The following is a 25,603-nucleotide window of genomic DNA, read 5'->3' as shown; positions in this document are numbered from 1 at the left end:
AAGGTTCTTTAACATGTTAAATTTGGAAATGATTGACCTTTTTAGCAACGTAAAACAGCTAGCATTTTCATTGAAAGATCGATTTCAATTTTAACAACGAACCAAGCAACTCCTGCTTAATTAAAAAAGATTGCTTAAAACTATCTCCATTCGTAACTACTTCATTTTCATACCATTCATTTAAAATTTTACTATTTGTGTACCAATCATCCTCAACAGTTCGTGTGTGAGGAATTATTGGATAGACATCTCTTAATTTCGGATTATTTGAGCTTGTAATTCCAACTAACCCTTCGTAATCACTTCTACTGCCTGTGTGAATAGTTTGCGTAGCAAAATCGATAAACTCATTGTGTAAATCTACATGAAATAAAATAGAATATAATTGTTTCCCAATTTGAATCCTTTTCGATAAATCTTCAAATTGGAAAACAACAAGTCCATAGAGTTCCCCACTACTTGATGGAAATATAACATAACTAAGTTTTAATTGTTCCTGAAGTTTAAATGCTAAAGAATTAAAAACTTCACTTTTAAAAAATTTATTTTGAATGACAGGTCTTTCAATCATATTTTGTTCGTTAATGATCAATGAATAGACTAGTCTTTTCTTATCTCGATCCGTCCAATATTTCTCCCATTCAATTTCCATAAAACTAGATACTGAAAAATATTTCAATAAATAAAATAATGGCTTATTTTTTACTTTTGAATATTCAAAAAGAAGTAACTGTGGAAATGCATCTAAAAAAATAATCCAATTTGCACGTTCATACGTCATAAAAAGTTGTTTTCTTTGTTTTACACTTAGTCCATTAACGAATATTTGGTTTTCCAAATCAGTCATGTTATAGCCTGCATTACGTGATACCATACTTGCAAGAAAAGACCACTCTATTTCACTGTGTCTTAAAAAATATTCTTGGTATGCAATCGTTCTAGAAATATTATCAGCATTATATTTAACGGTTTCTTTCTTTATTAAATCAACAAGTTTTGCTTCTTCCTGTGATAAATTGTGATCTTCTCTTCGTTTATTTATGAAACCCTTCCAGCTTTCATGGTTTGCATTCATTGACTCACCCCAAGCAATCTGGTATTTTTTTACACGAACATCTGTTTTAGTGCTATAATACGAGTTGTATGTAAATTAAGGTGGAGTTGGTTTTATGACAATAAGTTATCCAAATAGAAGAAATAATGTAGTTCCAAAAAGTCAAAAAAATAACGAAATACAAGTAAAATCAAATAATACTTATAGTAATCGTGGAATGTCACTTGAAGATGATTTAAATGCTACTAATACGTATTATTTATCAAATAACATCGCAAACATACATAAAAAACCAACACCTGTACAAATCGTAAAAGTAGACTATCCAAAAAGAAGCGCTGCAGTTATTAGGGAGGCCTATTTTAAACAACCTTCAACAACCGACTATAATGGCATCTATAAGGGGAAGTATATTGATTTTGAAGCTAAGGAAACAAATAATAAGACTAGTTTTCCTTTACAAAATTTCCATTTACACCAAATAGAGCATATGGAAAATGTACTGAATCACGGTGGAATTTCGTTTGTCATATTAAAATTTTCATTATATAATGAAATTTATTTTATGAAAGCAACTGATATTCTTACCTTTTGGAAAAGGCAAACAGATGGTGGAAGAAAATCAATTTCTAGAGAAGAATGCAAAGAGTATGGAACGTTACTTAAACCAAGTTATCCAATCATTGTTCCTTACTTAAAATGTATCGATGAACTTTTTGTAATTTAATATTTTAATAATTTCATTAAGTTCATTTGAAAGGCAGGAGAAACAAAAAAATGGCAAAAGAGTATAGTTCACGACAAGAACGAAAACAAATGGAAACGGAAAAGCCTTCAAATGTAAAACCAAAAAAACGTGAAGGTTTATGGAAAAAGATTACATTAACAATATTGACTTTAGCGGTACTTTGTATTCTTGGGGGAGTTGGAACTTTCTATTATTTAGTTAGTGATGCTCCTAAACTTGATGAATCAAAGTTAAAAGTACCTTTATCGTCTACGATTTTAGATAAAAATGGGAATGTTATTGCGGAGCTAGGAACTGAACAAAGAACGAAAGTTTCATATAACGAGATTCCTAAAGTAGTAGAAGATGCATTTATTGCTACTGAGGACGTACGTTTTTATAAGCATAAAGGTGTTGATATCCGCCGTGTGCTTGGTGCAGTTTTAGCTAATATTACTGGTGGATTTGGATCACAAGGTGGTAGTACGATTACTCAACAAGTTGTCAAAAACTCATTCTTGTCTCCACAAAAAACAATTAAACGTAAAGTACAAGAATGGTATTTATCATTCCAGCTTGAACAAAAATATTCTAAACAACAAATTTTAGAAATGTATTTAAATAAAGTTTACTTCTCAAATGGTTTAAAAGGCCGAGGAGTTTATGGTGTAGCAAAAGCAAGTGAAACATATTTTAGTAAAGATTTATCGAAAATTACATTACCTGAAGCAGCTACACTTGCTGGTATGGTACAAAGTCCAAATAACTACAATCCAGCAAAACATCCAGCTGAATCAGAAGCTAGAAGAAATGTTGTATTAAGCCAGATGAAAAAATATGGCTTTATAACTAATGAACAATATGCTAAAGCAAAAGCCATTCCAGAGAAAACATTAGTTAAAGTTCATGAAAGTGGCCAAACAAAGTATCAAGCATTCATTGATGTAGTTATGGATGAGGTTAAAAAATACGGTGATGCAGATATAAATACAGATGGATTAACAATTGAAACAACTTTAGATCCAAAAGCACAAGATAAAGCAGACGAAATTATTAATCGAGGATCTGAATTTTATCCAAGTGATGATTTCCAAACTGGTTTTGTATTAACAGACACTAAAACAGGTGAAATTAAAGCTGTAGGTGCTGGAAGAAACACAACAAGTGGCGGTCTAAATTTTGCAACAGATATTAAAAGACAACCTGGTTCAACTATTAAACCAATCCTAGATTATGGTCCTGCGATTCAATATTTAAAATGGTCTACTAATCATCAACTTGTTGATGAGCCATATCAATATTCTGATGGGACACCTATTCGAAACGCTGATAAATCATATAAAGGTAAATTATCGATTCGTAAGGCGTTAATCGGTTCAAGAAATATTCCGGCTTTAAAAACAATGCAGCAAGTTGGATTAGATAAATCACGTGAATTTGGTAACGGACTTGGATTTAACTTCCAAAAGAACAGTTTTTACGAGTCTCATGCAATCGGTGGATTTACAGGTGTATCTGCAATGGAAATGGCAGGTGCATATGCAGCCTTCGGTAATGGCGGTGTTTATATAAAACCACATGCTGTTACGAAAATAATCTATCAAGATAAAACTGAAAAAGTATTATCTCCTGAACCAAAACAAGCAATGAGTGATTACACTGCATATATGATTACAGATATGCTACGTGATGTTGTTAAGGCTCCAGGTGGTACGGGTGGTAGAGCTAATGTACCTGGTCTTGATATGGCAGGTAAAACTGGTACTACAAACTACCCTCAAGAAGTAAAAGACAAATATGGCTTCCCTTCAAACGCAACTCGAGATAGTTGGTTTGTTGGTTATACTCCAGACGTTACTGTTTCGGTATGGACTGGATATGAGAAAAATAAAGAAGGTCATTATTTAAGTAAAACATCAACAAATTTAGCTAAATATATCGCTAGAGATATGTTAGCAGCAACAGCTGATCGTTCATCTGAGTTTCATAAACCAAGTTCAGTTGTAAATGTTCAAGACGAATTATATATTAAAGGTGAAAAAATGGATGATCTTCCTACACCAGATACATTAGATCCAGCTAAAAGTGTTACAGCGAAATATGATGAAAAAACGAGCAGTGTTTCGTTAAATTGGCAGTATCCTGCTGAGTTACTTGCTTCTACTACTTTTGAAGTAAACTATGATATAAACGGTGTTAAAGGCCAAACTCAAAAAGTAAATGGAACATCAGCAAAAATTAACGGTATTGTAGCTGGAAACAAAGTAAAAATTACGATCGTGGCAACTAATGGCGATACTAAGAGTGCTGCGGTTACTGTTACAGTCGATTTAACTACTACAGAAGAGCCTACTACCCCACCAGCTGATAATAATGGCAGCGATAACGGCAATGGCAACGGTAATGGTAACGGCAATGGTAATGGTAACGGCAATGGTAACGGCAATGGTAATGGTAACGGCAATGGTAACGGCAATGGCAATGGCAATGGCAATGGCAACGGCAACGGCAACGGCAATGGCAATGGCAATGGCAATGGCAATGGTAATGGTAATGGTAATGGTAACGGCAATGGCAATGGTGACGGTACTGGCAATGGTGACGGTACTGGCAATGGCGACGGTACTGGCAATGGTGACGGTACTGGAGATGGAAATACAAATCCTACTACACCACCTACTACACCACCTACTACACCAGATCCAGGTAAACCAGATCCAGGTAAACCATCGAAACCAACTAATACGAATCCAACTTCGTATAACTCCGATTCAAATTCTAATAATCGATTTAATAAGTTGGAACGTAATATTATTGCATAAATTAAAAACCTCCTCATTTTTGAGGAGGTTTTACTATGTAATTAAAAATCTGAATGAATCCCATTTGCTTTACTTAAGTTATAGTTATGGAAAAGCCAATTTTCTCTATGTCTAAAAATAACCTCCTCATCTTGAGGAGGTTATTTTTTGCTTATAATAAATCTTTTCTAACTCCATATATAAGCCAGAAAGTTGAATAAATGAGTGATAGTGATCTGGTTGATTTAATACAAAACTAATTCGCTCGTCTAAATTGATTGGCTTAATCTTTAATTTATCTAACTCAAATAATAAATTATTTAAATTAAGCAGCATTTGGCCATTTATCCATGTTAGAATTGATATAAAATTAGCTAACCCTCTTATCATTGGCTCACACGCAAGTTTTCGATTCCGTTGTTTAAAGTAGTTAGAAATGTGTTCAGATTCCTCTTTCCACTCATGGATCATTTGTTTAATAATCTCTTCACTTTCATTCGGTATGTTTGAGCTCTGATTAACTAGAATCTGATTGCTTTCATAAAAAAACGGTTTATTTTTAATATTAATTTCTTCATTCATTATTTGTTCATTAGAATTGTCTTTATAAAATGGCGTAACGATAAAATCCTTATAAATACTATTTGTCATTTACTTTCTTCACTTTCATTCGTTTTTTTCCTTCTCTACACATTTCAAGTAAAGGACATACCTCACAACTCGGCCTTTGAGCTTTGCAATGGTATCTACCAAAAAATATTAGACGATGATGAGTCACTCCCCAGTCTTCGATTGGAACTTTTTTCATTAATGTCTCTTCTACTTCTAAAACAGAATCTTTCCAACGGCATATAGCTAATCTTTTTGAAACCCTCTCTACATGTGTATCTACAGCGATAGCTGGAATATTAAATGCGACAGACATTACCACATTAGCTGTCTTTCTACCAACTCCAGGCAATTTTACTAGCTCTTCTCTAGTACGTGGAACTTCTCCATTAAAATCTTTAATAATCATTTCACTTAATTTCTGGATATTTTTTGCTTTGTTCCTGAAAAGTCCAATAGAGCGAATATCATTTTGTAATTCCTCTAAAGAAACATTTAAATAATCTTTAGGTTCCTTATATTTTTCAAATAGATTTTTTGTCACTTTATTTACTAAAACATCTGTACACTGAGCGGATAAAGCTACCGCTACTACTAATTCAAACGGATTCTTATGGTTTAACTCACAATGTGCATCCGGGAACATATCTCCAATTATTTTTAATACTTCATTTATTTGTTGCTTATTTAACATTTCAAAACACTCCTTACTAAACAAAAGCGAGGAGCATGTCCTCGCTTCAGACTATTGACAAGCGCTCGCTTTCTTCGTTCCTTCGCCTGTTGAGCGGTGCTCATTACCGTTTAGAGTAACTTCTCGCCTCGAAAGACAAGCGCTTTCATTCAGTCTGAAAATCAAATTTTTGTACAATGTTTACACAATAAAGCGAGGAGCATGTCCTCGCTTTATTTTTCAAGCCAATTATAAAAAGGAATAGATCCTGTATACTTTGTTTCGTTTTGTGGTTCTCTTGTTTCTTTTTTTCTAAAATGCTTACTATAATTCATTGCTTGGTCTACTTGCTTAATTCCGTTTTTCTTCCACTCAAAAAGAATACGATCTATATAACGAAAATTTAATTTCCCACTTATAACTGCTTCTTTAAGTGCAGTTTTAATTAGTTTTTCATTATGATCATCTTGGTCCATCCACATTGTTAAAGTTTCAATTTCAAAAGGGGACAATAATCTACCAAATTCTTTTTCAAATACTAAGTAAATTGATTCCTCATCTTGTTCAATAATTGAAGGAATCGTATGTGTCTCATTTGATTGTTGACCATTCTGGGTAAAATCAACTAATTTTAACCATAATGGAGAAAGTGAATATGCCTCACATCGTAAATTATGATGGTCAATTTCTTCTGTAATTTCTAATAAACCTTTTTTAATAAGTTCTCGAATAACTTCCATACATTTTTGTTCATTTATTGACATAATTTTTGCTAATTGAGTAGGTGTTGGAAACGTTTGACCTTGTTGTTGAAAAGAGTAAAGCTGTAGAATCATGACTAGTTCTTCTTCATTTATGTTTAAAGAAGAATAATGACTGAGAAGTATATTTGGAATGCTAATATTCCCAAATTGAATCCAGTTTAGAATGCTATTATTATTCACTTCGAACACCTCTAGCATAGTATAGCATGATTACATAAAATATACAGTAAAAGAAACTCGTGAAATAAAAATAAATAGAGGCATGGAAATCACACCTCTATTTTAGTATATCTATTTAAGATTTAAAAAACCAACTAATAAATTATTTAATTATGGATATAGACTGCTTAATATAATGGGAATGCTCTTGCTTCATTGTGCTTAATAATTCATACAAAAAAAGTCTAATGAAAAAGCTAAGCATATGCTTAGCTTCATTGTTCAAAGTATGAGTTCCAATTGATTGAAATTAACTTAAGATACTTGCTTTCATAAATTGCTCAATGCGTTCTAAAGCTTTATCTAACTGTACTTGAGACGTTGCATATGATAAACGAATATTGTCAGGTGAACCAAATCCTGAACCAGGTATTACCGCAACATTAGCTTTTTCAAGTAATTCAGTAGAGAATTCATCTACATTTTGATATCCAGCCATTTTAGCTGCCTCAGTCACATTTGGGAATAGATAAAATGCACCATTCGGTTTAACACAGCTAAATCCTGGAATTGAAATCAAGCGCTCATAAGTTTTATTTAAACGATCTTCAAACGCTACTCTCATCTCTTCAATAGGACCATCGCCTAACTCATATGCTTTAATCGTAGCTATTTGGGCCATTGTAGTAGGATTTGAAGTAGAGTGACTAGCAAGATTTGTCATTGCATTGATTATTTCCTTATTACCAACAGCATAACCAATTCTCCATCCTGTCATTGAATGAGATTTTGATACACCATTGATAATAATCGTTTGTTCTTTAAGCTCTGGGCTTAATGAAGCAATTGAAACATGCTTTGCACCATCATATACTAATTTCTCATATATTTCGTCAGAAACGATTAATAGATCATGTTTTAAACAAATCTCTCCGATTGCTTTTAATTCTTGCTCATCATAAATCATACCAGTTGGATTACTTGGTGAATTTATAATGATCGCTTTTGTATTCTCTGTAATTGCTGCTTCGATTTGCTCAGGTGTTACTTTAAATTGTTGATGTTCATATCCTTCAATAAATACTGGCACACCTTCTGCTAATATAACTTGCTCAGGATAGCTTACCCAGTAAGGTGTCGGAATAATTACTTCGTGACCAGGATCTAAAATAGCTTGGAAAAGAGTGTAAAGTGCATGTTTTGCACCATTTGTTACAACAACCTCTCCTGGCGAATAAGTTAATCCTTGATCTTTCAATAACTTATCACAAATCGTTTTTCTTAAAGCTGGTAAACCATTTGAAGGAGTATATTTTGTTTGGCCTTTAAGCATTGCTGAATAAGCTTCTTCAATAATTTCAATTGGTGTATTAAAATCAGGTTCACCTGCTCCTAATCCTATTACATCAATTCCTTGATCTTTCATCTCTTTTGCTTTTGCTGTAATAGCTAGTGTTGTAGATGGTGTTAGTGCACTTACTCTTTTTGCTAGTTTCATCTTGTTAATTTCCCCCTAAATACTATAACGTTTTAAAAGCTCTCCATTTTCGAAAGCAGCGTAGTAAAAATTATATCGGCCGTCTTGGTCTATATATACTACTTCCCAAAGTGGTATTTTGTTCTCTATTCCTAACTTTACTTTATGTATTTTTTTTGGGTTTCTCTCACTGACTACTTTGTCAATGATTTGTTTTTGGGTCAATCCTTCACTTTTCTTTCGTGTAATAACTTCTCCATCCTGTACCCACGCGATCATTTCATTATTTGCATCATCTTTACCACTTACAACGATCGCTTGTTCTTTTCCATGGAAATAATCAGAAGCTTCCACAGATTTTAAATACCCTTGATTTAAAACAAGCTCTTCGGCATGTTTTTTATCATCATTTAGCTTTGAAATTGATGATTGATATGTGGCGATTAAAAATAATGAAAGAAAAATGATGCTTAATCCAAGGATGACTAACCATTTTTTCATATATACCTCATTTATGTTCGATAAATTGTAAATACCGCATATTCTTGATCTTCTTTATCCAGTGCAAGTCCAAACATTAAATCTTTTTCTTTTAAAGTACGATTTAAACTATCAACAATTTTGTATAAATCTCTAGTATATTCAATTTTTGTTGTTGATAATACTTCAATATTTGAATTCATGTTGCTCCTCCTAAAAATGTATTATAAATACATTACAATTTATGTCATTATACCACACGTCTAGCCCTAAATCCCCTACTATTCTCATGCTAAATTTTGAAAAACTACTAAAAATCTTTTAATAATTCATCAATTGTATTTATTTTTATTTTATTTTTTGGGATTAACTTTAAAAATTCTGTACCATAGCTAGTATTTATTATGCGATTATCTAAAACAAATAATGAACCTTGATCTCTTTCATTTCGAATTAGACGACCATAACCTTGTCTAAACTTAAATACTGCTAATGGTAAAGCCAAACTTGAGAAAGAATTTTCGCCCGCTTTTTTTAATAAATTTGATTTAGCAATAAACATAGGCTTTTCAGGGTTTGTAAACGGTAAGCGTACAATGATTAAACAATCTAATTCTTCATTAGGTAGGTCAATTCCTTCCCAAAAAGTGTTCGTACCTAATAAAATTGTTTGTTTAGATTGTAAAAACTGTTTTATTAACTTTTGTTTTCCTCCAGGAGAAACACCTTGAGCTAATACAGATGAATTCAGTGAATCTAAATCTTGTATTAATTGATCATAAGTCTGTTTTAATAAATCAAAAGCTGTAAATAAAACTAATGTTCTACCTTTTATTTCGGTAACAATTTTGCGAATTGTATTCGAAGTTTGTAATGCATATTCTTCTTGTGTGATCTCTTTTATTCCCATTAAATCTGATGGAATATACACTCTCATCCCTTGGGCAAAATCATTTGGGACGGGGTATATTTTTTCAATGACATTGTTATTTTCACTAATGCCTAATGATGACTTTATAAATGAGAAGGATGAATCAATCGACATCGTAGCTGACGTTAGTACGATTGAATTTCTGCCACTAATTAAATAATTTTGTATTAAATCTGCATTTTCAACTTTCTCACAATAAAGCATCGTTGTATGAAATGAGCCTTTTGCCTCAGTTTCCATCCAGCAAATATAATGTTCATTTTTATCGAATACTATTTCATAAAGACCATTTTTCATGCTTTTTAATTGTTCAATAATCATTTTAAATTCCGAAACGATTGAACGATGAAACGCTGATACCTTGTTCTCTTCAATTAAATTCAAATATTGCTCGCAACCCGTGAATAAAGTATTATTCACATGCATTAATCTATTTGCACATTCTTGAATAACCTTCCAATTTTGGCTAGCAGTATTTTTATCACTTAATGTAATTGACTGTCTAATGTTTTCTTTATCAAGCTCATTTTGTTTACTTAAAATAAAATCACGTAATAATCTAAATAACTCTTCTGATTCATACTTTATTTCTTTTACTAAATGATCAACTTTTTTCCACCATTTTTCACGATTCGGTATTCCTTCATCAAATTTATATAATCGGTGAACAAGTTCATTACTATCAGTAGTACTCAATCTACTTAAATATTGATAATATTTTAAGCATGAAAAAGTGATTCCAAAAGTTTTTGATGCAGTCTCTTCAAGAGCATGTGCCTCATCAATTACAATCGTTTTGACAGAATTAATTAAGTGATCCTTATTTTTTAAAGTCGATAATAAATAAGCATGGTTTGTAATAATTATATCGGCTAACATTAATTGATTTTTAGCCCTTTGATAAAAACATTTATGAAACCAAGGATTTGTTCTTTTATTTTCACTTTCTTCGTTACAACAAACACGGTCCCATAAATGTAAGCCACCTGAAGGTAGTGATAATTCATCTAATTCTCCATTTTCAGTTTCAGTTAACCAAACCGTTATCATAGCTTTAGATAAAATACTATCGTAATTATCATCAAATTGTTCGCCAACAATATATTCAAATTTTTGGAGACATAGATAATTTCTTTTACTTTGTATAGAAGCTATTTTTAACTGAAATGGTACAATTTTTTCAATCGTTTTTATATGTTTTTTAAGCAATTGTTTTTGTAATGAGATGGTACTTGTACTAATGACAACCTGTTTGCCAAATTGTTTTGAGAAAAATGCTGATGGAATTAAATACCCAAATGTTTTGCCTACACCTGTTCCAGCCTCAGCTAAGAGAATATTATTCTGCCTAAATGCATCGAACACATCATGCATATATGCAAATTGTTCCTCTCTTTTTATAAAATTTGGAATTTCCACAGCCATCTGATCTACGAGTTCACGCTTAAGATGCTCATCGAATTCTACGAAATCTTCTTCCTCTTGTGGTAAACTAAAGCTTCTTTTTTTAAGGGCGATTCGTCTAAATTCTTCATAATAAACAGTTTCATTTGAAAATGATTCAGATTGCTTTTGAAGTATTTCCGAAATATAGTATGTGATGTCACTTTTAAAACTAGTGCTAAGTTTTTCTAATATTTTTAATGATGCATATGGCAAGCTTTCAAGTTTTTTTAATAAAATTGTTAATAATTCGGCAGTTACTTCAGCATCACTATCAGCTTGATGAGGGTTTTCATGTTGTATATTAAATACTTTTGCTAAATCAGATAATTTATAACTAGTTAAAGTTGGATATAAAATTCTTGTTAGCTCCACTGTATCAATAGCTAACGGTGAAATTTTTGGTAAACCAATCCGCTCAAATTCTTTTTGCAAAAATGTTAAGTCAAAATGCACATTGTGTGCAACAAAATAGGCGTCATTAAACATCGGGTATAATTCTTCAACTATTTGTTCAAATTGAGGAGCGTATTGAACCATTTCATCTGATATCCCAGTTAGTTCGGAAATAAATGTTGGAATATTCATGTTTGGATTAATAAAACTTGAAAACTGTTCAATAACTTCTCCACTTTCCAATAAAAAGGCTGCAATTTGAATAATTCGATCTTGACCTCTATTATTATTTCCGGTTGTTTCTAAGTCAACGACCACAAATTTATTCATATTTTGCCACCTCCAAATTCTCTATATAGATATTATTTTGCATAAACATATTAAACAATACAACCAACAAAAAAATCCCCTAAAGAAGGGGATTTCAAATTGCCCTCAAACACTCGTTCTCTTCGTTGTTTCACTAGTCTGTCAACTATCAAAATTTTACAGTCAGCCTAATGTCCATTTTTATTACTTTACTGTACCTGCAATTTCTTTGCCAATCATTTCGACAATTTCATTTGCATCGTTTAATATAGCAATCTTTGGTTCATGTTGATCCAGTTTTTCTTCCTCTACTTGACCATAAGCAATAATAATTACTTTGTCACCTTCTTGAACTAATCTAGCCGCTGCACCATTAAGACAAATTACACCACTTCCACGTTTTCCTGGAATAACATATGTCTCAAGTCGTGCACCGTTATTATTATTTACAATTTGAACTTTTTCGTTTTCAAGTACATCAACTGCATCCATTAAATCTTGATCAATTGTAATACTTCCTACATAATTTAAATTAGCTTCTGTAACTGTAGCTCTATGAAGTTTTGCTCTCATCATTGTGCGAATCATGTTATTTCCCCCTAGTTGTTCAATCCTTAAATAGAAATAATAATATTATCGATTAGGCGAGCATTAGTAAATTTTACTGCTAATGCAATAATTACTTTTCCATTTATTTTATTTAAAGGCTCTAAATCTGGATATGAATAAATACTTACGTAATCTACTGTTCCAGATGTTTCGCTTTGTATTGTAGATATAATATTTTGCTTAAGTTGATCTGGATTTAGATTCCCATTATTTATCTCTTCAACTGCTGTTTGTAAACTTTTATAAAGAACTGGTGCTTCTTGTCTTTCTTTGTCTGATAAATAGACATTTCTAGAACTTTTAGCTAAGCCATCTTCTTCTCTAATAGTTGGAACTGGATTAATTTTTACAGGAATGTTGAAGTCTTCAACTAACCCTTCAATTACAGCTACTTGCTGAGCATCCTTTAAGCCAAAATAAGCCTGATCTGGTTGAACAATATTAAATAATTTTGTTACAACTAATGCGACACCATCAAAATGTCCAGGTCTTTTTTCACCACAAAGGACATCTACTCGTTTTGTTACTTTCATTGTTGATTTTAATTCATTTGGATACATTTCTTCAACTGTTGGATAAAAGAGGCAATCTACACCAGCATTTAGTGCAACTTTTTCATCTCTGTCAAAGTCCCTTGGATATCGATCAAAATCTTCATTAGGGCCAAATTGAGTCGGATTTACAAAAATACTTAATACGACGATATCATTCTTTTTTCTAGCTTCTTCTAATAATGATGCATGACCTTCATGTAAAAAACCCATCGTTGGAACAAATCCAATAGATTTTTCATTGTTTCTGTGAATTTTTAATTCATTTCTTAAATCCTTTATTGTGTGAAACACTTTCATTGCGAACTTCCCCCGTATAATGCCTTTAACTGTTCTTCTTTCATCGTAAACGAATGTTTAATATCAGGAAATTGTCTAGTTTTAACTTCTTGCACATATGAAGCAATTGCATTTTCAATTGTTGTAGATACATTTGCATACTGTTTAACAAACTTAGCTACTCGACCAACACCATAAGTTATTAAATCATGGTAAACAAGAACTTGACCATCTGTATCAACACCTGCACCTATTCCTATTGTCGGAATTGAAAGATCCTTTGTAATATCCTTTGCAATTTGCTTTGGTACACATTCAAGTACGATTGCAAAAGCTCCTGCTTCTTCACATTTTTTTGCATCGTTAAACAATTTCATCGCACTTTCAGAGTCACGTGCTTGAACTTTATACCCACCTAATACACCTACTGATTGAGGAGTCAATCCTAGATGAGCTACAACTGGTACTCCCGCGATTGTTAATGCTTTAATTACTTCTAAAACATTGTCATCTGCGCCTTCAACCTTAACAGCGTGCGCATCACCCTCTTGCATAATGCGACATGCACTACGTAAAGCCTCTTCTTTTGAAAAATGGTAAGACATGAATGGCATATCTGTTACAATAAACGTATTCTTTGCCCCGCGTTTAACAGCTTTTGAGTGATGAAGCATGTCATCTACAGTAACTTTAATTGTAGAATCATATCCTAGGACAACATTCCCAAGTGAGTCACCAACTAAAATCATATCTACTTCACTTGCTTCTGCTAATAGTGCTGAAGGATAATCATAAGCAGTAATCATGACGATTGGGTCATTGTTTTGTTTCATGTTTAAAAAATCTTTTGTTGTTTTCATCTTTTTTCCTCCTTTTAAATGAGAGGAAATGGGGGCTACAATAAAAAAACTTTGCTCAAAAGAGAACAAAGGAAAATTGTAAACCGTCTCATTCCTCTGTCCCAGTCCCTATAGGATCAAGGCAGACACATTTTTAGAATTGATTTTTTTAAACCTGGTGTAGTTCTTCTTAGGATACTAAAGTTTGATTGACCCTATTCAGATACCACCCTTGAAGCATCAGCGAAAGTCGCGACCCTTCCACTACAGTTTATAGTAAGAATAGCAATTAAGTAAAGAAAAAACTTGGTATAATTTACAAATATACGTGACAATAATACAGCAAATAAAATAACTCCCTTTCAAATATAAAAAGAGAGTTGTTTTATTTCGTTTTACCTTATTTATTTATCGAAATGTCCGCTGAATAAATTGTATGAACATTACCTAAGTGATCTTCTATCAATAATTGACCTTCATCAGTAATTCCAATGGCATTACCGACAATTTCTTCGGTTAAAGTCGTGGCTTTTATTTGTTTCCCTAACGAAATTGCATAGCTTTCCCATAGAATTTTTATCGGTTTAAATCCTTTTTCTAAAAATATTTCATAGAACTTTTCAAATTCGGCTAATATAGCTTGAATTAAATTAGCTCTCATAAAGGATTGTCCTTTTTCAATACGTAATGATGTAGCGATATCTGCCAATTCTAATGGGTAATCTTCTTCAACTTGATTTACATTGATTCCAATACCTATGACGACACTTTTAATGCAATCAGCGTCTCCTTGCATTTCAGTTAAGATTCCACAAACTTTTTTATTATTGATTAATATATCATTTGGCCATTTTATATTGGGTTGTAAGCCGGTCACTTTTTCAATTGCTGAAGCAACGACTACGGCTGTTAATAATGTTAGCTGAGGAGCTACTCTTGGTGAAATAGCCGGTCTAAGGATCACACTCATAGCGATTGCTTTTCCATCTGAAGTTAACCAGTTTCTTTGTAATCTGCCTCGACCTATTAATTGACGCTCTGCCAAAACGATTGTACCTTCAGGAGCATCATTTAGCACTAATTCATTAGCAATTGTTTGGGTTGAATTCGTTTCTTCTTTGTATACGACATTTCTTCCAAATTTTTTCGTTTCTAAACCAAGTTGAATATCAGTTGGAGTTAAACGATCTGATTTACCTGTTATTTTATACCCAACCTTCCTAACTGCTTCAACCTCAATTCCCTCATCTTGCAATTCTTTCATGTATTTCCATATTGCAGTACGTGAAATTCCTAATTCATCACTCAAAAATTGACCTGATAAATATTCATTACTATTTTCCGTAAATAATTGTATAATTCTTTCTTTTACTTTTGAAGCCAATTTATGAACCACTCCTTAACAGCAAGTTTGTTATTCTCAAGCTGGTTCTCTACTAATTGAAACTCTATTTCACTTAATACTTCTTTTAACCATGGACCACCTTTTAATTGTGACCATTCTAATAAATCATTACCTGTAATACATATATCTGACGTTGAATAAATCGGTAATTGATTATATAAAGCCTTTAAAAAATCCTCATTCAATTCATTTGCATCGATCTTGTCAATGACACATTGTAAACGCTCATATTTTATTGCATCCGGTAATCCAACTTGATATAACTTTGTATTGCTCCATTTAATTTTCGTTTCATTTAACAAATTATAAACCTTCAATATTTGTTTCATGTGATTATTCGACATCTTCCATTTTCTTAAAACCTGTTCTGGGCTGTCAAAATTACATTTATATAATATTAGCGCCCAAATCTCTTCAATTGTTTTTAAGGATTGAAGGGGAAGTTCTAATAGTTCATTAAACTGTTTTGTATATTTTTTTAAGCTTGGAAGATGATTTACTAAATTTGTTTGTATTAATAGTTCTATGCCTTTTTTAGGTGAATTTCCTATTAACATTTTTTCTATTTCAACCGAAATGCGTTCAATTGCTATATTTTCAATTAAATGTTTATTTGATTTAATTGCGTTAAACGTTTCATCATGCAAACGAAAATCTAATTGGCTTACAAACCGTATACCTCTTAGCATTCTAAGGGCATCTTCTTGAAATCTTTCCTTAGCTTCACCGACACATCTAATTAACCCATCAAAAAGATCTATTGTACCATTAAAAGGATCTATTATTTCATTTTTTGTCGTCATTGCAATGGCATTCATAGTAAAATCTCTTCGTTTTAAATCTTCTTCGATCGATTTTACGAATGTAACCTCCGATGGTCTACGATAATCATGATAGGTTGACTCTGTTCGGAATGTTGTAATCTCATATGGCTCACTATTTTGGATTACTAAAACCGTTCCATGCTGTAACCCAGTAGGAACGGTTTTTGGAAATATTGACATGACTTCTTCAGGTAAAGCTGAAGTTGCAATATCAATATCTCCAATTGTTCTATTTAATAATTTATCTCTTACACAACCACCGACAAAATAGGCTTCGTAACCATTTTTTATTAATTTATCTAAAATCGGCTTTGCTTTATCAAAAATTCCCATATTATTTCATTCCTAATAACTCATTATAAATGGATAAATATTGTGAAACGATTTTATTTGATTGAAATCTTTCTTTAACGATTTCAATCGCTCGACCTGAAATTCGTTTATATAGTTCTTCATCTTGTAATAAGTTAAGCGTATAATAAGCAATTTGTTCAATATCTCCTAGTTCACAAATATATCCGTTTTCCCCATGCTCGATTACTTCTGGAATCCCACCAACTCTTGTACCGATACATGGAACTCCACAAGCCATCGCCTCAAGCAATACTAAACCAAAGCTCTCTTTTGACGAAAGAAGTAATTTTATATCGCTCATTGAAAGTAACTCTTCAACATTCTCTTGCTTTCCTAAAAATAATACATCTTTCTCAATTCCAAGCTCTCTTACTAATTTACATAAACTTGAGACTTCCGGACCATCACCAACTAATAGTAGCTTGGATGGAATTTCTTTTCTTACTAAGTTAAATACATCTACTACATCTTTTGTTCGCTTAACTTGACGGAAATTAGAAATATGTATAATGACTTTTTCATGCTCTTGGATCCCGTACTCTTCTTTTAATGCCCGACAATTTCTTTTGTAATACACTCTTTCATCAATAAAATTATACACAGTTTGTATTTCTTTATCAGGGTTAACTAATTCCTCTGTTTGACTTATTAAATCATTTGAGACTGCAGTTACAACATCTGATTTTTCAATCCCGAATTTAATTAACTCTGTTAAAGATGAGTCATATCCAAGTACTGTTATATCTGTACCATGTAATGTCGTTACAATTTTAATATCATGATGTATCATTTGTTTTGCTAGAACAGCACATATTGCATGCGGAATCGCATAATGCACATGTAAAATATCTAATTTTTCACGGTTTGCAATTTCAGCCATCTTACTCGCCAATGCTAAATCATATGGTGGATATTGAAAAACTGAATATTGATTTACTTCAACTGCATGATAATAAATATTAGGATATACTTTATTTAAACGAAACGGCATACTTGATGAAATAAAATGAATTTCATGTCCTAGTTCTGCTAATAACTTACCTAGCTCAGTCGCAATCACACCAGAACCGCCTACTGAAGGATAACATGTAATCCCAATTTTTAATTTCATTTTATCTCTCCTAAACTTCTTCATTTCTTCTTAAACTAACCAATCTGCATTTAATAGGAGTGGTCTCTTTGTCATAAACCCTTCCCCATATGGAACTCCAGCTTCTTTACCAAAAATTTTCTCTCTTGCAATTACGCTATTTACATAATCGTTTGTTAAAGGCGTAACTACACCATCTGGACCCGGAGTAAATTGACTTTCATATGCTTCTAATGCTGACCTTTTAACTTCAATCGTTTCTGTAACATCAACAATAAAATTTGGTCGATGAAACCCATTAATCATATATTGAAATACATGTTTAACCTTGTGAGCATCATGATTTGTATTTACATTAAATTTTCTAATCCCTGATGAAAATACTGCTTCTTCTACTATTTTTGTACAATTACCATGATCAGGATGACGATCCACTTCATATGGTGAGAAAATAATACTAGGCTTCGTCATTCGAATTAAAGCAGCTACTTGTTTAATCGCTTCCTCAGATAAGTATAGCCCCCTATCTGGTAGAGATAAATTAAAACGCTTTGAAACCCCTAAAATCTTATCTGCTTCTTCAGCTTCTTTTCTTCTAATAAAAGTATCCCCATTTGATGAGAGCTCCGCTTCAGTTAAATCACAAATAGCAACCTTATAGCCTAACTTAGTAAATTTAGCAATCGTGCCTGCCATACCAATCTCAACATCATCTGGATGCGCTCCAAATGCTAGTACATCAAAATATTCCACTTATCTCACTCTCTTTCAAACTAACTAAAAAATTTCACAACTGCCTTAGCGGTTTGAATATTCGTTGCCACCGGGACATGAAAAACATCGCATAGCCTTAATAAAGCATTTACATCTGGTTCATGCGGTTGAACTGTTAAAGGATCCCTAAAAAAGAAAATCGCGTCCATTTTCCCTTTAGCTATTAATGCACCTATTTCTTGATCTCCTCCGAGTGGACCAGATTGAAAGCGATAAACTTTTAAAGTTGTATTTTCCATTATCCGTAGTCCTGTAGTACCTGTTGAAAATAGTTCATGTTGCTGAAAAAAAGATTCATTTTCTTGAACAAAAGTTACTAATGCGTCTTTTCTCTTATCGTGAGCAATTAGAGCTATTTTCACTACCTACACCACCTTTAGTCCATTATATTTTCTAAACCGTAGACTAGCTCTGAAAGTTTCATTACTTCCTCAACGGCTACTTTAACTCCAGACATAAAAGAAGCTCGATTCATTGAATCATGTCGAATTGTTAATAGTTGACCATCACCACCGAATAAAACTTGTTGATGCGCAACTAAACCAGGCAATCTCACGCTATGAACTCTCATTCCATTTAGATCAGCACCTCTAGCACCAGCTTCAGTCTCAACTTCATTTGGATGTCCTTGTACTTTAGATTCACGAACTTCCTCAATCATTTGAACTGTTTTAAGAGCTGTACCTGAAGGCGCATCTAATTTTTGGTCATGATGTAGCTCAATAATTTCGATATCTTTAAAATATTTCGCTGCCATTGCAGAGAACTTCATCATTAATATAGCACCAATTGCAAAATTTGGCGCAATAATACAACCTAGCTCATTATTTGAAGCTAACTCTTTTAAATCATTAAGCTCCTCTTTTGTAAAACCAGTTGTACCAATAACAGGTCGAATTCCATTTTTCAAAGCTAAAAATGCATGTTTTTTTCCAATTTCAGGTGTTGTTAAATCAACAAGTACATCAAAGCTTTCATTTTCAATACATTGCTCTAATGTTTCATATATTTTTGCTTCACCTTTAAATCCTGGGTTAACCTTTTGGATTTGTTCTCCGCCTAATTTATAATCTACTGCAGCCACAAGGTGAAAATGCTCAGTTCGATCAATTAATTGTAAAGCTTCAATTCCCATTTTACCTCTTGGTCCCGCTAATACTACTCTAATTACTTTTTCCATTTTAAACTTCCTTCCTTGTCCAACGATCTTTATCTCGAGTATTAAACTTCTTCATCACCATATCATGTGCTTCTTGTAAGTCTATATTTAGGCTATTTGCTAAACAAATCATAACAAATAATACATCGCCCAGTTCTTCTTCAATTAGCTTTTCTTTTTCAGTGCTTTTCTTAGGCTTTTCACCATATGTATGATTGATTTCTCTAGCTAACTCACCCATTTCTTCAGTTAACCTAGCCATCATTGCTAAAGGACTAAAATACCCTTCTTTAAATTGACCTATATATGTATCGACTTCTTTTTGCATTTCTTTCATCGTTTTTTCGTGCATACTAATATCAACTCCTCAATTAAATCTTATCGAATTGACCACTTTTTGACAAATTATATATTATTTTACTTGAAAAAAATACAAGATAAGATAAAAATAAGAGTTTAGGGTAATTTTTATAGTATGGAGGAAGTATATGATTTTTAAATTGAAGTTACGCAATATCTTATTTATTATTTTAGGTTCTGCAATTTTTTCTTTTGGAATTATGAATATAAATATTCCAAACAATTTAGCTGAAGGTGGCTTTACGGGAATTAACTTAATTCTTTTAGCTGAATTAAATATTCCAGTTTGGATCTCAAACTTAGCCTTAAACATCCCTTTATTTTTTATTGGCTGGAGATTACTTGGTACAGTAACAATGCTTTATACAATCATTGGAACTGTTGCAGTCTCTTTTTTCTTAAAATTATTTGAGAAATTTACATTCAATATAGATGTTCATGGCGATTTAATGTTAGCTTCATTATTTGCGGGTGTATTTATTGGTGTAGGATTAGGAATTATTTTTAGATTTGGTGGAACTACTGGTGGTGTCGATATCATTGCTCGTTTAGCTTATAAATACAAAGGTATGAATATGGGTAAAACGATGTTTATTTTTGACTTTGTTGTCATTACGCTTTCACTTTTAACTTATTTAAAAGCATATGAAGCAATGTATACTCTAGTCGCAGTTTTTGTCGGAGCAAGAATAATTGATTTTATGCAAGAAGGTGCATATGCTGCACGTGGAGCAAATATTATTTCTGAGAAAAATGATTTAATTGCAGCTCGAATTATGAAAGAAATGGAACGTGGTGCAACTTATTTAAAAGCAACTGGAACATTTACTGGAGAAAGTAAAGACGTTTTATTTTGTGTTGTACCTAAAAACGAATTAGTTCATTTAAAAAACATCATTCAGGATATCGATCCACACGCTTTTGTAGCCGTTACAGAAGTGCATGATGTACTTGGTGAAGGCTTCACATTAGATGAAAATAAAGTCCCACTTCACCCTTAATTTTTAACAGAAACAAAAAGAGGTTCTTGGCATTGATTGCCAGAACCTCTTTTAATTTTATATTGATATTAATCATCACTACGTGTCATACCAGTATAAATTAAAATTAATCTTAATAATTCTGCGACGGCTACCGCTGCCGCTGCAACATATGTCAATGCAGCTGCATTTAAAACACGTTTTGCATAAACATGCTCATTCGAATTGATAATGCCCAAAGTTGTAATCTGTTTTAAGGCTCTACTTGAGGCATTAAATTCAACAGGAAGTGTAACAACTTGGAACAAAACACCTAGTGCTAATAAAACTATTCCTATTAATAAAGCACCTGATAGACGAGAAAACATGCCAATTAATATAAATATATAAGAAAAATTGGAACTGAAATTTGCAACAGGTACTAATGAATGACGGAATCTTAAAAAGCTATAGTCATTTGCATCTTGAATTGCATGTCCTACTTCATGAGCAGCAACTGCAGTACCCGCAACTGAATATCCATGATAATTTTCAGTTGATAATCTTACAACTTTTGCACGTGGATCATAATGGTCAGATAAATATCCTCGAGTTTCCTCTACTGCCACATTGTATAATCCATTTTCATTTAAAATTTTTCTCGCTACTTCTGCACCCGTTAAATGTGATGTAGAACCAACTTGAGAATACTTTCTAAAAGTTGATTTAACCCTCATTTGTGCATATATAGGTACAATCAACAAAATTAAAAAGTAAATTAAATAACTCATTGTAATTCCTCCAAGGAGTGTGATTTTACGATATTGTAATAACTTTTAGAGAAATTTGTCAATCATTATGTTCTCTTCTTTTTTTGTTCTTATTTCGATCACCTATATATTTTCTCCAACCAACATAACTTAATGTACCGACAATAATGATCCCTGTTGTAAAAATTGTCCAAATGGAAACAGGCGGAATAATTGAGTTACCTTGATCAAAAATGAATAATAATTCACTTTTTGTCTCATCCAACTTTTGTTGAAAAGCAGGTATAGATTCTTGGTTAATTCGATAATCATCTAAAAACGAAACAAGTGAATTTAATTTTTTAACTTCATCATACGGAAGATCCATGATAAGACTTGGATAAATAATCTCAAATTGGTGTAAGAATTGATTTAATTGCGTTTCATATGCTTCAGAATTACCTCGTTTATATGCTGACTCCATATTCTGTAGTGGAGTCATAACCGACTTTTTCATTTCCTTCCACATCGGCTGCATTGTCGTTTCTCCAGCATCAATCAATAATCTTAAACCAAGAACATCAGCAACTTTTTCTTGTGGGTCAATTGCATCATTCTTTAAAGATACGAGCGCATTTTGAAAAGTAACGGAAATCGTTTCTAGATCTTTTGGTGTAAAGTTCTTATTCTTTTTCACAGACGCCATATACTTTGACTCCAACTGTTCAATCAAATTGGCGCCATGTACATAATCACCATCTTGTACTAAAGAGAGTGATTTTTCAATTAATGAAGTTTCTTGATCTATTTTAGCGTACCCTTTTACGGTATTAAATGAAAAGAAAATAAAAAAAACGCTTATCCCCGCAATTAATTTTTTCATCAAAACCCTCCCTCATAACTACTAATAATTATGAGAGAAAGGACAAGATTAGAACTTGTTCAAACACGAGCTCTATTTTTAAAAATCAACTGGTAATAAGCAATTAAAATAACAAATATAGTTAACCAAAATGTAAGTAAAGCAATCCAAATTCGATAATCAGAAAGCATATAGTATTCTGGCATTGTTCCAAAAACATAGTCTAAAATAAGATCTTGTAAGATCCAAATACTTGCAACAGCCAAGTGCCATTTTTTAACTTTAAATGTCGGTGCATACAAAACAGCCTGGATTGCCATAGCTCCATGCGAAAAAATTAATAAGTATGCAATCGCATCAAGTCCACCTGATAAATAAAGAACCATTCCATTCATTAAAACCGCCCATATTCCATATTTCAACAAGCTTACATATGCTAATGCTTCTATTAATCCATTCCGTTTATTTAAAATGAAAAGTAGCAAAACAATACAAAAAAATAATGATGCAGTTGGACTATCAGGTACAAATATTTTTAACCAACCAGGAGTAAAATCAAGTTGAGATTGATACCAATAGTATCCATAGATTGTTCCTAGTACATTTATTATAAATAAAGCAATTAAGTTAGGTTTAAGCCGTAGCATACTGTAGAGTATGTTCACTATTTCACTTCATCTCACTTTCACTTAGGAGATTTTATAAATTTATAACACAAAGTTCACAATTTATATGTATCATCACATTTTTTACATGTTATTATTTCAATATACAATACAACATAAAAAAAGAGTCGAAAATTCGACTCTCTTTTAATTACTCTGTTTTACCTGCTTTTGAAACGAATTCAGCTAGAACTTTAAGTTCTGCGTCAGTACCTTTAAATACACCAGATGGCATCGCTTTTCGACCGTTTCTTGCGATATGAGCGATTTCTTCTGGTTTTAAACCATTATTTTGAAGACTTGGAGCTGCTGCGCCACCTTCAAGATTATCGCCATGGCAAGATACACAAGTATTTTTTTGCAATAGTTTATATGCTGGATCTGCTTTATTTAATTCAACAAAAGTACGGATTTTACCTTGTTCTTTTTGTTTTTTCCAGTCATGGTGAGCCGCAGCTTCCCATGTTAAATAAATTACACCAGATAAAGCTAATAACATAAAGCCTGTAGCTAATGGACGTTTAATTGGTTTTCTATGTGGACTACGATCTAAGAATGGCGCTAATAATAAGCCACCAAATGCTAATCCAGGAATTACGAAAGCACCAATTACGTTATAGTCACCAGAAGCATAGCTATATTTTAAGAATTGATATAAGAATAAGAAATACCAGTCTGGTAATGGCGTATAGCCAGTATCAGTTGGGTCTGCAACCCTCTCAAGTGGAGATGGATGTGCAATTGTTAATGTTAAGTATCCAATTAAGAAAACTGCTCCTACCATCCATTCTTTTAATAAGAAGTTTGGCCAGAATGCTTCAGTTTTACCAGGATATTCTGAATAATCCTTTGGTACATTAGGTTTACGTCCTGCCATTGCAGGTACACGTGAGTCACCTACAAATTTCATTCCTTTACCGCGATGCATGTTCTCCCTCCTTTATTTCGACACACTTTAGTCATTTTTTACTAAAGCCCCATGCACTAAATCTTATAGTGGACCTGAAATACCTTGCTTACGAATAATTAAGAAATGGGCACCCATAAGAGCAAGTAAAGCACCAGGTAAGAAGAATACATGGATTGCGAAGAAACGAGTTAATGTTTGTGCACCGATGATTTCCGGATTACCTGCAATTAACGTTTTCACTTGCTTACCAATAAATGGTGTTTGTTCAGCAATTTGCAGACCTACTTTAGTCGCAAATAACGCTTTCATATCCCAAGGTAATAAATATCCTGTAAAGCCTAATCCAAGCATTACGAAGAAGATTAAAACCCCTACAACCCAGTTAAGCTCACGAGGCTTTTTATATGCGCCTTGGAAGAATACACGTAAAGTATGTAAAAACATCATAACAATTACTAAACTTGCACCCCAGTGATGCATACCACGAACGATTTGTCCGTATGCAACGTTGTTTTGTAAGTAATAAACTGATTCCCATGCATTTTTGATATCTGGAACATAGTACATTGTTAAAAACATTCCAGATAAAATTTGAATTACTGTAACGAAAAATGTTAATCCACCGAAGCAATATACGAATGCTGAAAAATGGTGTGCTGGATTAACGTGTTCTGGTACTTCATGATCAGCGATATCTCTCCAAAGAGGCGTAATTTCTAATCGCTCATCTACCCAGTCGTAAATTTTGTTAAGCACGATTATTTACCTCCTGTATTTGGTTCTAGTTTACCAAGATAGAAAGAATCACCTTTCACTTTTAACGCATAGTTGTCTAGTGGACCAAGCGGTGGTGTACCTTTAATGTTTTTACCATCCTTATGGTAACGACCGCCATGACATGGACAGAAGAATTGATTTGGAAAATCTTTATTGTCGTTCCAACCAACTGTACAGCCTAAATGCTTACAAGTAGGTGATAACGCAACGATGTCTCCATTTGAATTCTTGTACACCCATGCAATGTGTGACGCATCAGATTTAACCCAACCATCAACCTGCTTAACTTTAAAGTCAAAGCGTTTTGGGTCAGTCGTTAAATCTTTAACTAGTCCAACTTGCACCATTGCTCCAGCTTCTTCTTTTTGTAAAACTGGGTCAATGGCAAAACGAGCCAATGGCATTAGCATTCCTGCCGCCATAAAGCCGCCTACACCTGTTAAAGTGTAGTTTAAAAACTGGCGTCTTGAAACCTTTTCACTCATGAAAATTCCCCCCTCTATCACAAGTACTCCTGTACGGACAACAGCTATAATAATAAAACTAGGACACTTTCATAATATAATAACAAATTTAGAAGGTCAATAATATCCTAATAATAATCATAGTAATAA

At 32.7% G+C, this 25,603-nt stretch carries 27 protein-coding genes; 3 read left to right on the top strand and 24 right to left on the bottom strand.

Annotated elements, in window-relative coordinates:
- Positions 1-67 precede the first annotated feature (67 nt).
- Positions 68-1,075 (bottom strand): DUF2515 family protein, encoded by a 1,008-nt coding sequence (locus tag ACFVR2_RS05025; protein WP_387359434.1) that lies wholly within the window; start codon positions 1,073-1,075, stop codon positions 68-70.
- A gap of 94 nt (positions 1,076-1,169) precedes the next feature.
- Between ACFVR2_RS05025 and recU the strand changes: the two genes are divergently transcribed.
- Together recU and ACFVR2_RS05015 are read left to right on the top strand one after the other, a co-directional pair.
- On the top strand, positions 1,170-1,781 hold the full coding sequence (recU, locus tag ACFVR2_RS05020; protein ID WP_387359432.1) for a Holliday junction resolvase RecU: 612 nt from the start codon (positions 1,170-1,172) through the stop codon (positions 1,779-1,781).
- Between the two features lie 50 nt (positions 1,782-1,831).
- Positions 1,832-4,603 carry a transglycosylase domain-containing protein gene (locus ACFVR2_RS05015; protein WP_387359430.1) on the top strand — a complete coding sequence of 924 codons (2,772 nt, stop codon included), beginning with the start codon at positions 1,832-1,834 and terminating at the stop codon, positions 4,601-4,603.
- A gap of 126 nt (positions 4,604-4,729) precedes the next feature.
- Here the strand turns inward: ACFVR2_RS05015 and ACFVR2_RS05010 are convergent, their stop codons facing one another.
- The 17 genes from ACFVR2_RS05010 to ACFVR2_RS04930 form a co-directional block, all read right to left on the bottom strand.
- Positions 4,730-5,233, bottom strand: coding sequence for a YpoC family protein (locus tag ACFVR2_RS05010; RefSeq protein WP_387359428.1), 504 nt, complete (start codon positions 5,231-5,233; stop codon positions 4,730-4,732).
- Positions 5,223-5,885, bottom strand: coding sequence for an endonuclease III (gene nth, locus ACFVR2_RS05005; protein WP_387359426.1), 663 nt, complete (start codon positions 5,883-5,885; stop codon positions 5,223-5,225). Before nth ends, ACFVR2_RS05010 begins: the two co-directional genes overlap by 11 nt.
- Before the next feature lie 212 nt (positions 5,886-6,097).
- The gene (locus ACFVR2_RS05000) at positions 6,098-6,826 is read right to left on the bottom strand and encodes a DnaD domain protein (protein ID WP_387359424.1); all 729 of its coding nucleotides are present in this window, start codon (positions 6,824-6,826) and stop codon (positions 6,098-6,100) included.
- Positions 6,827-7,097: 271 nt separating this feature from the next.
- Positions 7,098-8,285 carry a pyridoxal phosphate-dependent aminotransferase gene (locus ACFVR2_RS04995; protein ID WP_387359422.1) on the bottom strand — a complete coding sequence of 396 codons (1,188 nt, stop codon included), beginning with the start codon at positions 8,283-8,285 and terminating at the stop codon, positions 7,098-7,100.
- A gap of 15 nt (positions 8,286-8,300) precedes the next feature.
- On the bottom strand, positions 8,301-8,765 hold the full coding sequence (locus tag ACFVR2_RS04990) for a cell wall elongation regulator TseB-like domain-containing protein (RefSeq protein ID WP_387359420.1): 465 nt from the start codon (positions 8,763-8,765) through the stop codon (positions 8,301-8,303).
- Between the two features lie 11 nt (positions 8,766-8,776).
- The gene (locus tag ACFVR2_RS04985; RefSeq protein WP_082459338.1) at positions 8,777-8,947 is read right to left on the bottom strand and encodes a YpmA family protein; all 171 of its coding nucleotides are present in this window, start codon (positions 8,945-8,947) and stop codon (positions 8,777-8,779) included.
- A gap of 107 nt (positions 8,948-9,054) precedes the next feature.
- Complete coding sequence (gene dinG, locus ACFVR2_RS04980) at positions 9,055-11,844, bottom strand: ATP-dependent DNA helicase DinG (protein ID WP_387359418.1); 2,790 nt, start codon at positions 11,842-11,844, stop codon at positions 9,055-9,057.
- Between the two features lie 183 nt (positions 11,845-12,027).
- On the bottom strand, positions 12,028-12,411 hold the full coding sequence (gene panD, locus ACFVR2_RS04975) for an aspartate 1-decarboxylase (protein WP_025671415.1): 384 nt from the start codon (positions 12,409-12,411) through the stop codon (positions 12,028-12,030).
- Positions 12,412-12,437: 26 nt separating this feature from the next.
- Positions 12,438-13,283, bottom strand: a complete 846-nt coding sequence (panC, locus tag ACFVR2_RS04970; RefSeq protein WP_387359416.1) for a pantoate--beta-alanine ligase — start codon at positions 13,281-13,283, stop codon at positions 12,438-12,440.
- Complete coding sequence (gene panB / locus ACFVR2_RS04965; protein WP_387359414.1) at positions 13,280-14,122, bottom strand: 3-methyl-2-oxobutanoate hydroxymethyltransferase; 843 nt, start codon at positions 14,120-14,122, stop codon at positions 13,280-13,282. The genes panC and panB overlap by 4 nt, the downstream gene beginning before the upstream one ends.
- A gap of 379 nt (positions 14,123-14,501) precedes the next feature.
- A complete protein-coding gene (locus ACFVR2_RS04960; protein WP_387359412.1) occupies positions 14,502-15,485 on the bottom strand; it encodes a biotin--[acetyl-CoA-carboxylase] ligase in 984 nt (327 codons plus the stop codon).
- Complete coding sequence (locus ACFVR2_RS04955; RefSeq protein WP_387359410.1) at positions 15,470-16,663, bottom strand: CCA tRNA nucleotidyltransferase; 1,194 nt, start codon at positions 16,661-16,663, stop codon at positions 15,470-15,472. Before ACFVR2_RS04955 ends, ACFVR2_RS04960 begins: the two co-directional genes overlap by 16 nt.
- A 1-nt stretch (position 16,664) precedes the next feature.
- Positions 16,665-17,795 carry an N-acetyl-alpha-D-glucosaminyl L-malate synthase BshA gene (gene bshA / locus ACFVR2_RS04950; protein ID WP_387359408.1) on the bottom strand — a complete coding sequence of 377 codons (1,131 nt, stop codon included), beginning with the start codon at positions 17,793-17,795 and terminating at the stop codon, positions 16,665-16,667.
- Positions 17,796-17,825: 30 nt separating this feature from the next.
- Positions 17,826-18,527 carry a bacillithiol biosynthesis deacetylase BshB1 gene (bshB1, locus tag ACFVR2_RS04945; RefSeq protein WP_387359406.1) on the bottom strand — a complete coding sequence of 234 codons (702 nt, stop codon included), beginning with the start codon at positions 18,525-18,527 and terminating at the stop codon, positions 17,826-17,828.
- Positions 18,528-18,547: 20 nt separating this feature from the next.
- Positions 18,548-18,910, bottom strand: coding sequence for a methylglyoxal synthase (gene mgsA, locus ACFVR2_RS04940; RefSeq protein ID WP_387359404.1), 363 nt, complete (start codon positions 18,908-18,910; stop codon positions 18,548-18,550).
- A gap of 14 nt (positions 18,911-18,924) precedes the next feature.
- Positions 18,925-19,728, bottom strand: a complete 804-nt coding sequence (dapB, locus tag ACFVR2_RS04935; protein ID WP_387359402.1) for a 4-hydroxy-tetrahydrodipicolinate reductase — start codon at positions 19,726-19,728, stop codon at positions 18,925-18,927.
- A gap of 1 nt (position 19,729) precedes the next feature.
- Positions 19,730-20,059, bottom strand: coding sequence for a nucleotide pyrophosphohydrolase (locus tag ACFVR2_RS04930; protein WP_098845203.1), 330 nt, complete (start codon positions 20,057-20,059; stop codon positions 19,730-19,732).
- 136 nt (positions 20,060-20,195) lie between these two features.
- On the opposite strand from ACFVR2_RS04930, the gene ACFVR2_RS04925 reads away from it, so the two are divergent.
- Complete coding sequence (locus tag ACFVR2_RS04925; protein ID WP_387359399.1) at positions 20,196-21,068, top strand: YitT family protein; 873 nt, start codon at positions 20,196-20,198, stop codon at positions 21,066-21,068.
- Positions 21,069-21,136: 68 nt separating this feature from the next.
- On the opposite strand, the gene ACFVR2_RS04920 is transcribed toward ACFVR2_RS04925, so the two are convergent.
- The 6 genes from ACFVR2_RS04920 to ACFVR2_RS04895 form a co-directional block, all read right to left on the bottom strand.
- Positions 21,137-21,817, bottom strand: a complete 681-nt coding sequence (locus tag ACFVR2_RS04920; RefSeq protein ID WP_387359397.1) for a zinc metallopeptidase — start codon at positions 21,815-21,817, stop codon at positions 21,137-21,139.
- Between the two features lie 58 nt (positions 21,818-21,875).
- Positions 21,876-22,658, bottom strand: coding sequence for a sporulation protein YpjB (locus ACFVR2_RS04915; protein ID WP_387359395.1), 783 nt, complete (start codon positions 22,656-22,658; stop codon positions 21,876-21,878).
- Positions 22,659-22,717: 59 nt separating this feature from the next.
- Entirely contained in the window at positions 22,718-23,302 is a 585-nt protein-coding gene (locus tag ACFVR2_RS04910; RefSeq protein ID WP_387359393.1) for a DUF1405 domain-containing protein, read from the bottom strand.
- Between the two features lie 151 nt (positions 23,303-23,453).
- Positions 23,454-24,230, bottom strand: coding sequence for a menaquinol-cytochrome c reductase cytochrome b/c subunit (locus ACFVR2_RS04905; protein ID WP_387359391.1), 777 nt, complete (start codon positions 24,228-24,230; stop codon positions 23,454-23,456).
- A 63-nt stretch (positions 24,231-24,293) separates the two neighbouring features.
- Entirely contained in the window at positions 24,294-24,968 is a 675-nt protein-coding gene (qcrB, locus tag ACFVR2_RS04900; RefSeq protein WP_056466653.1) for a menaquinol-cytochrome c reductase cytochrome b subunit, read from the bottom strand.
- Positions 24,969-24,970: 2 nt separating this feature from the next.
- Positions 24,971-25,474 carry a QcrA and Rieske domain-containing protein gene (locus ACFVR2_RS04895; protein ID WP_387359389.1) on the bottom strand — a complete coding sequence of 168 codons (504 nt, stop codon included), beginning with the start codon at positions 25,472-25,474 and terminating at the stop codon, positions 24,971-24,973.
- Positions 25,475-25,603: the final 129 nt, after the last annotated feature.

Origin of the sequence: Gottfriedia sp. NPDC057991, from assembly GCF_042886615.1 — a bacterium.
Taxonomy (GTDB): Bacteria; Bacillota; Bacilli; order Bacillales; family Bacillaceae_G; genus Gottfriedia.
This window is presented reverse-complemented; position numbering and strand designations above follow the sequence as displayed.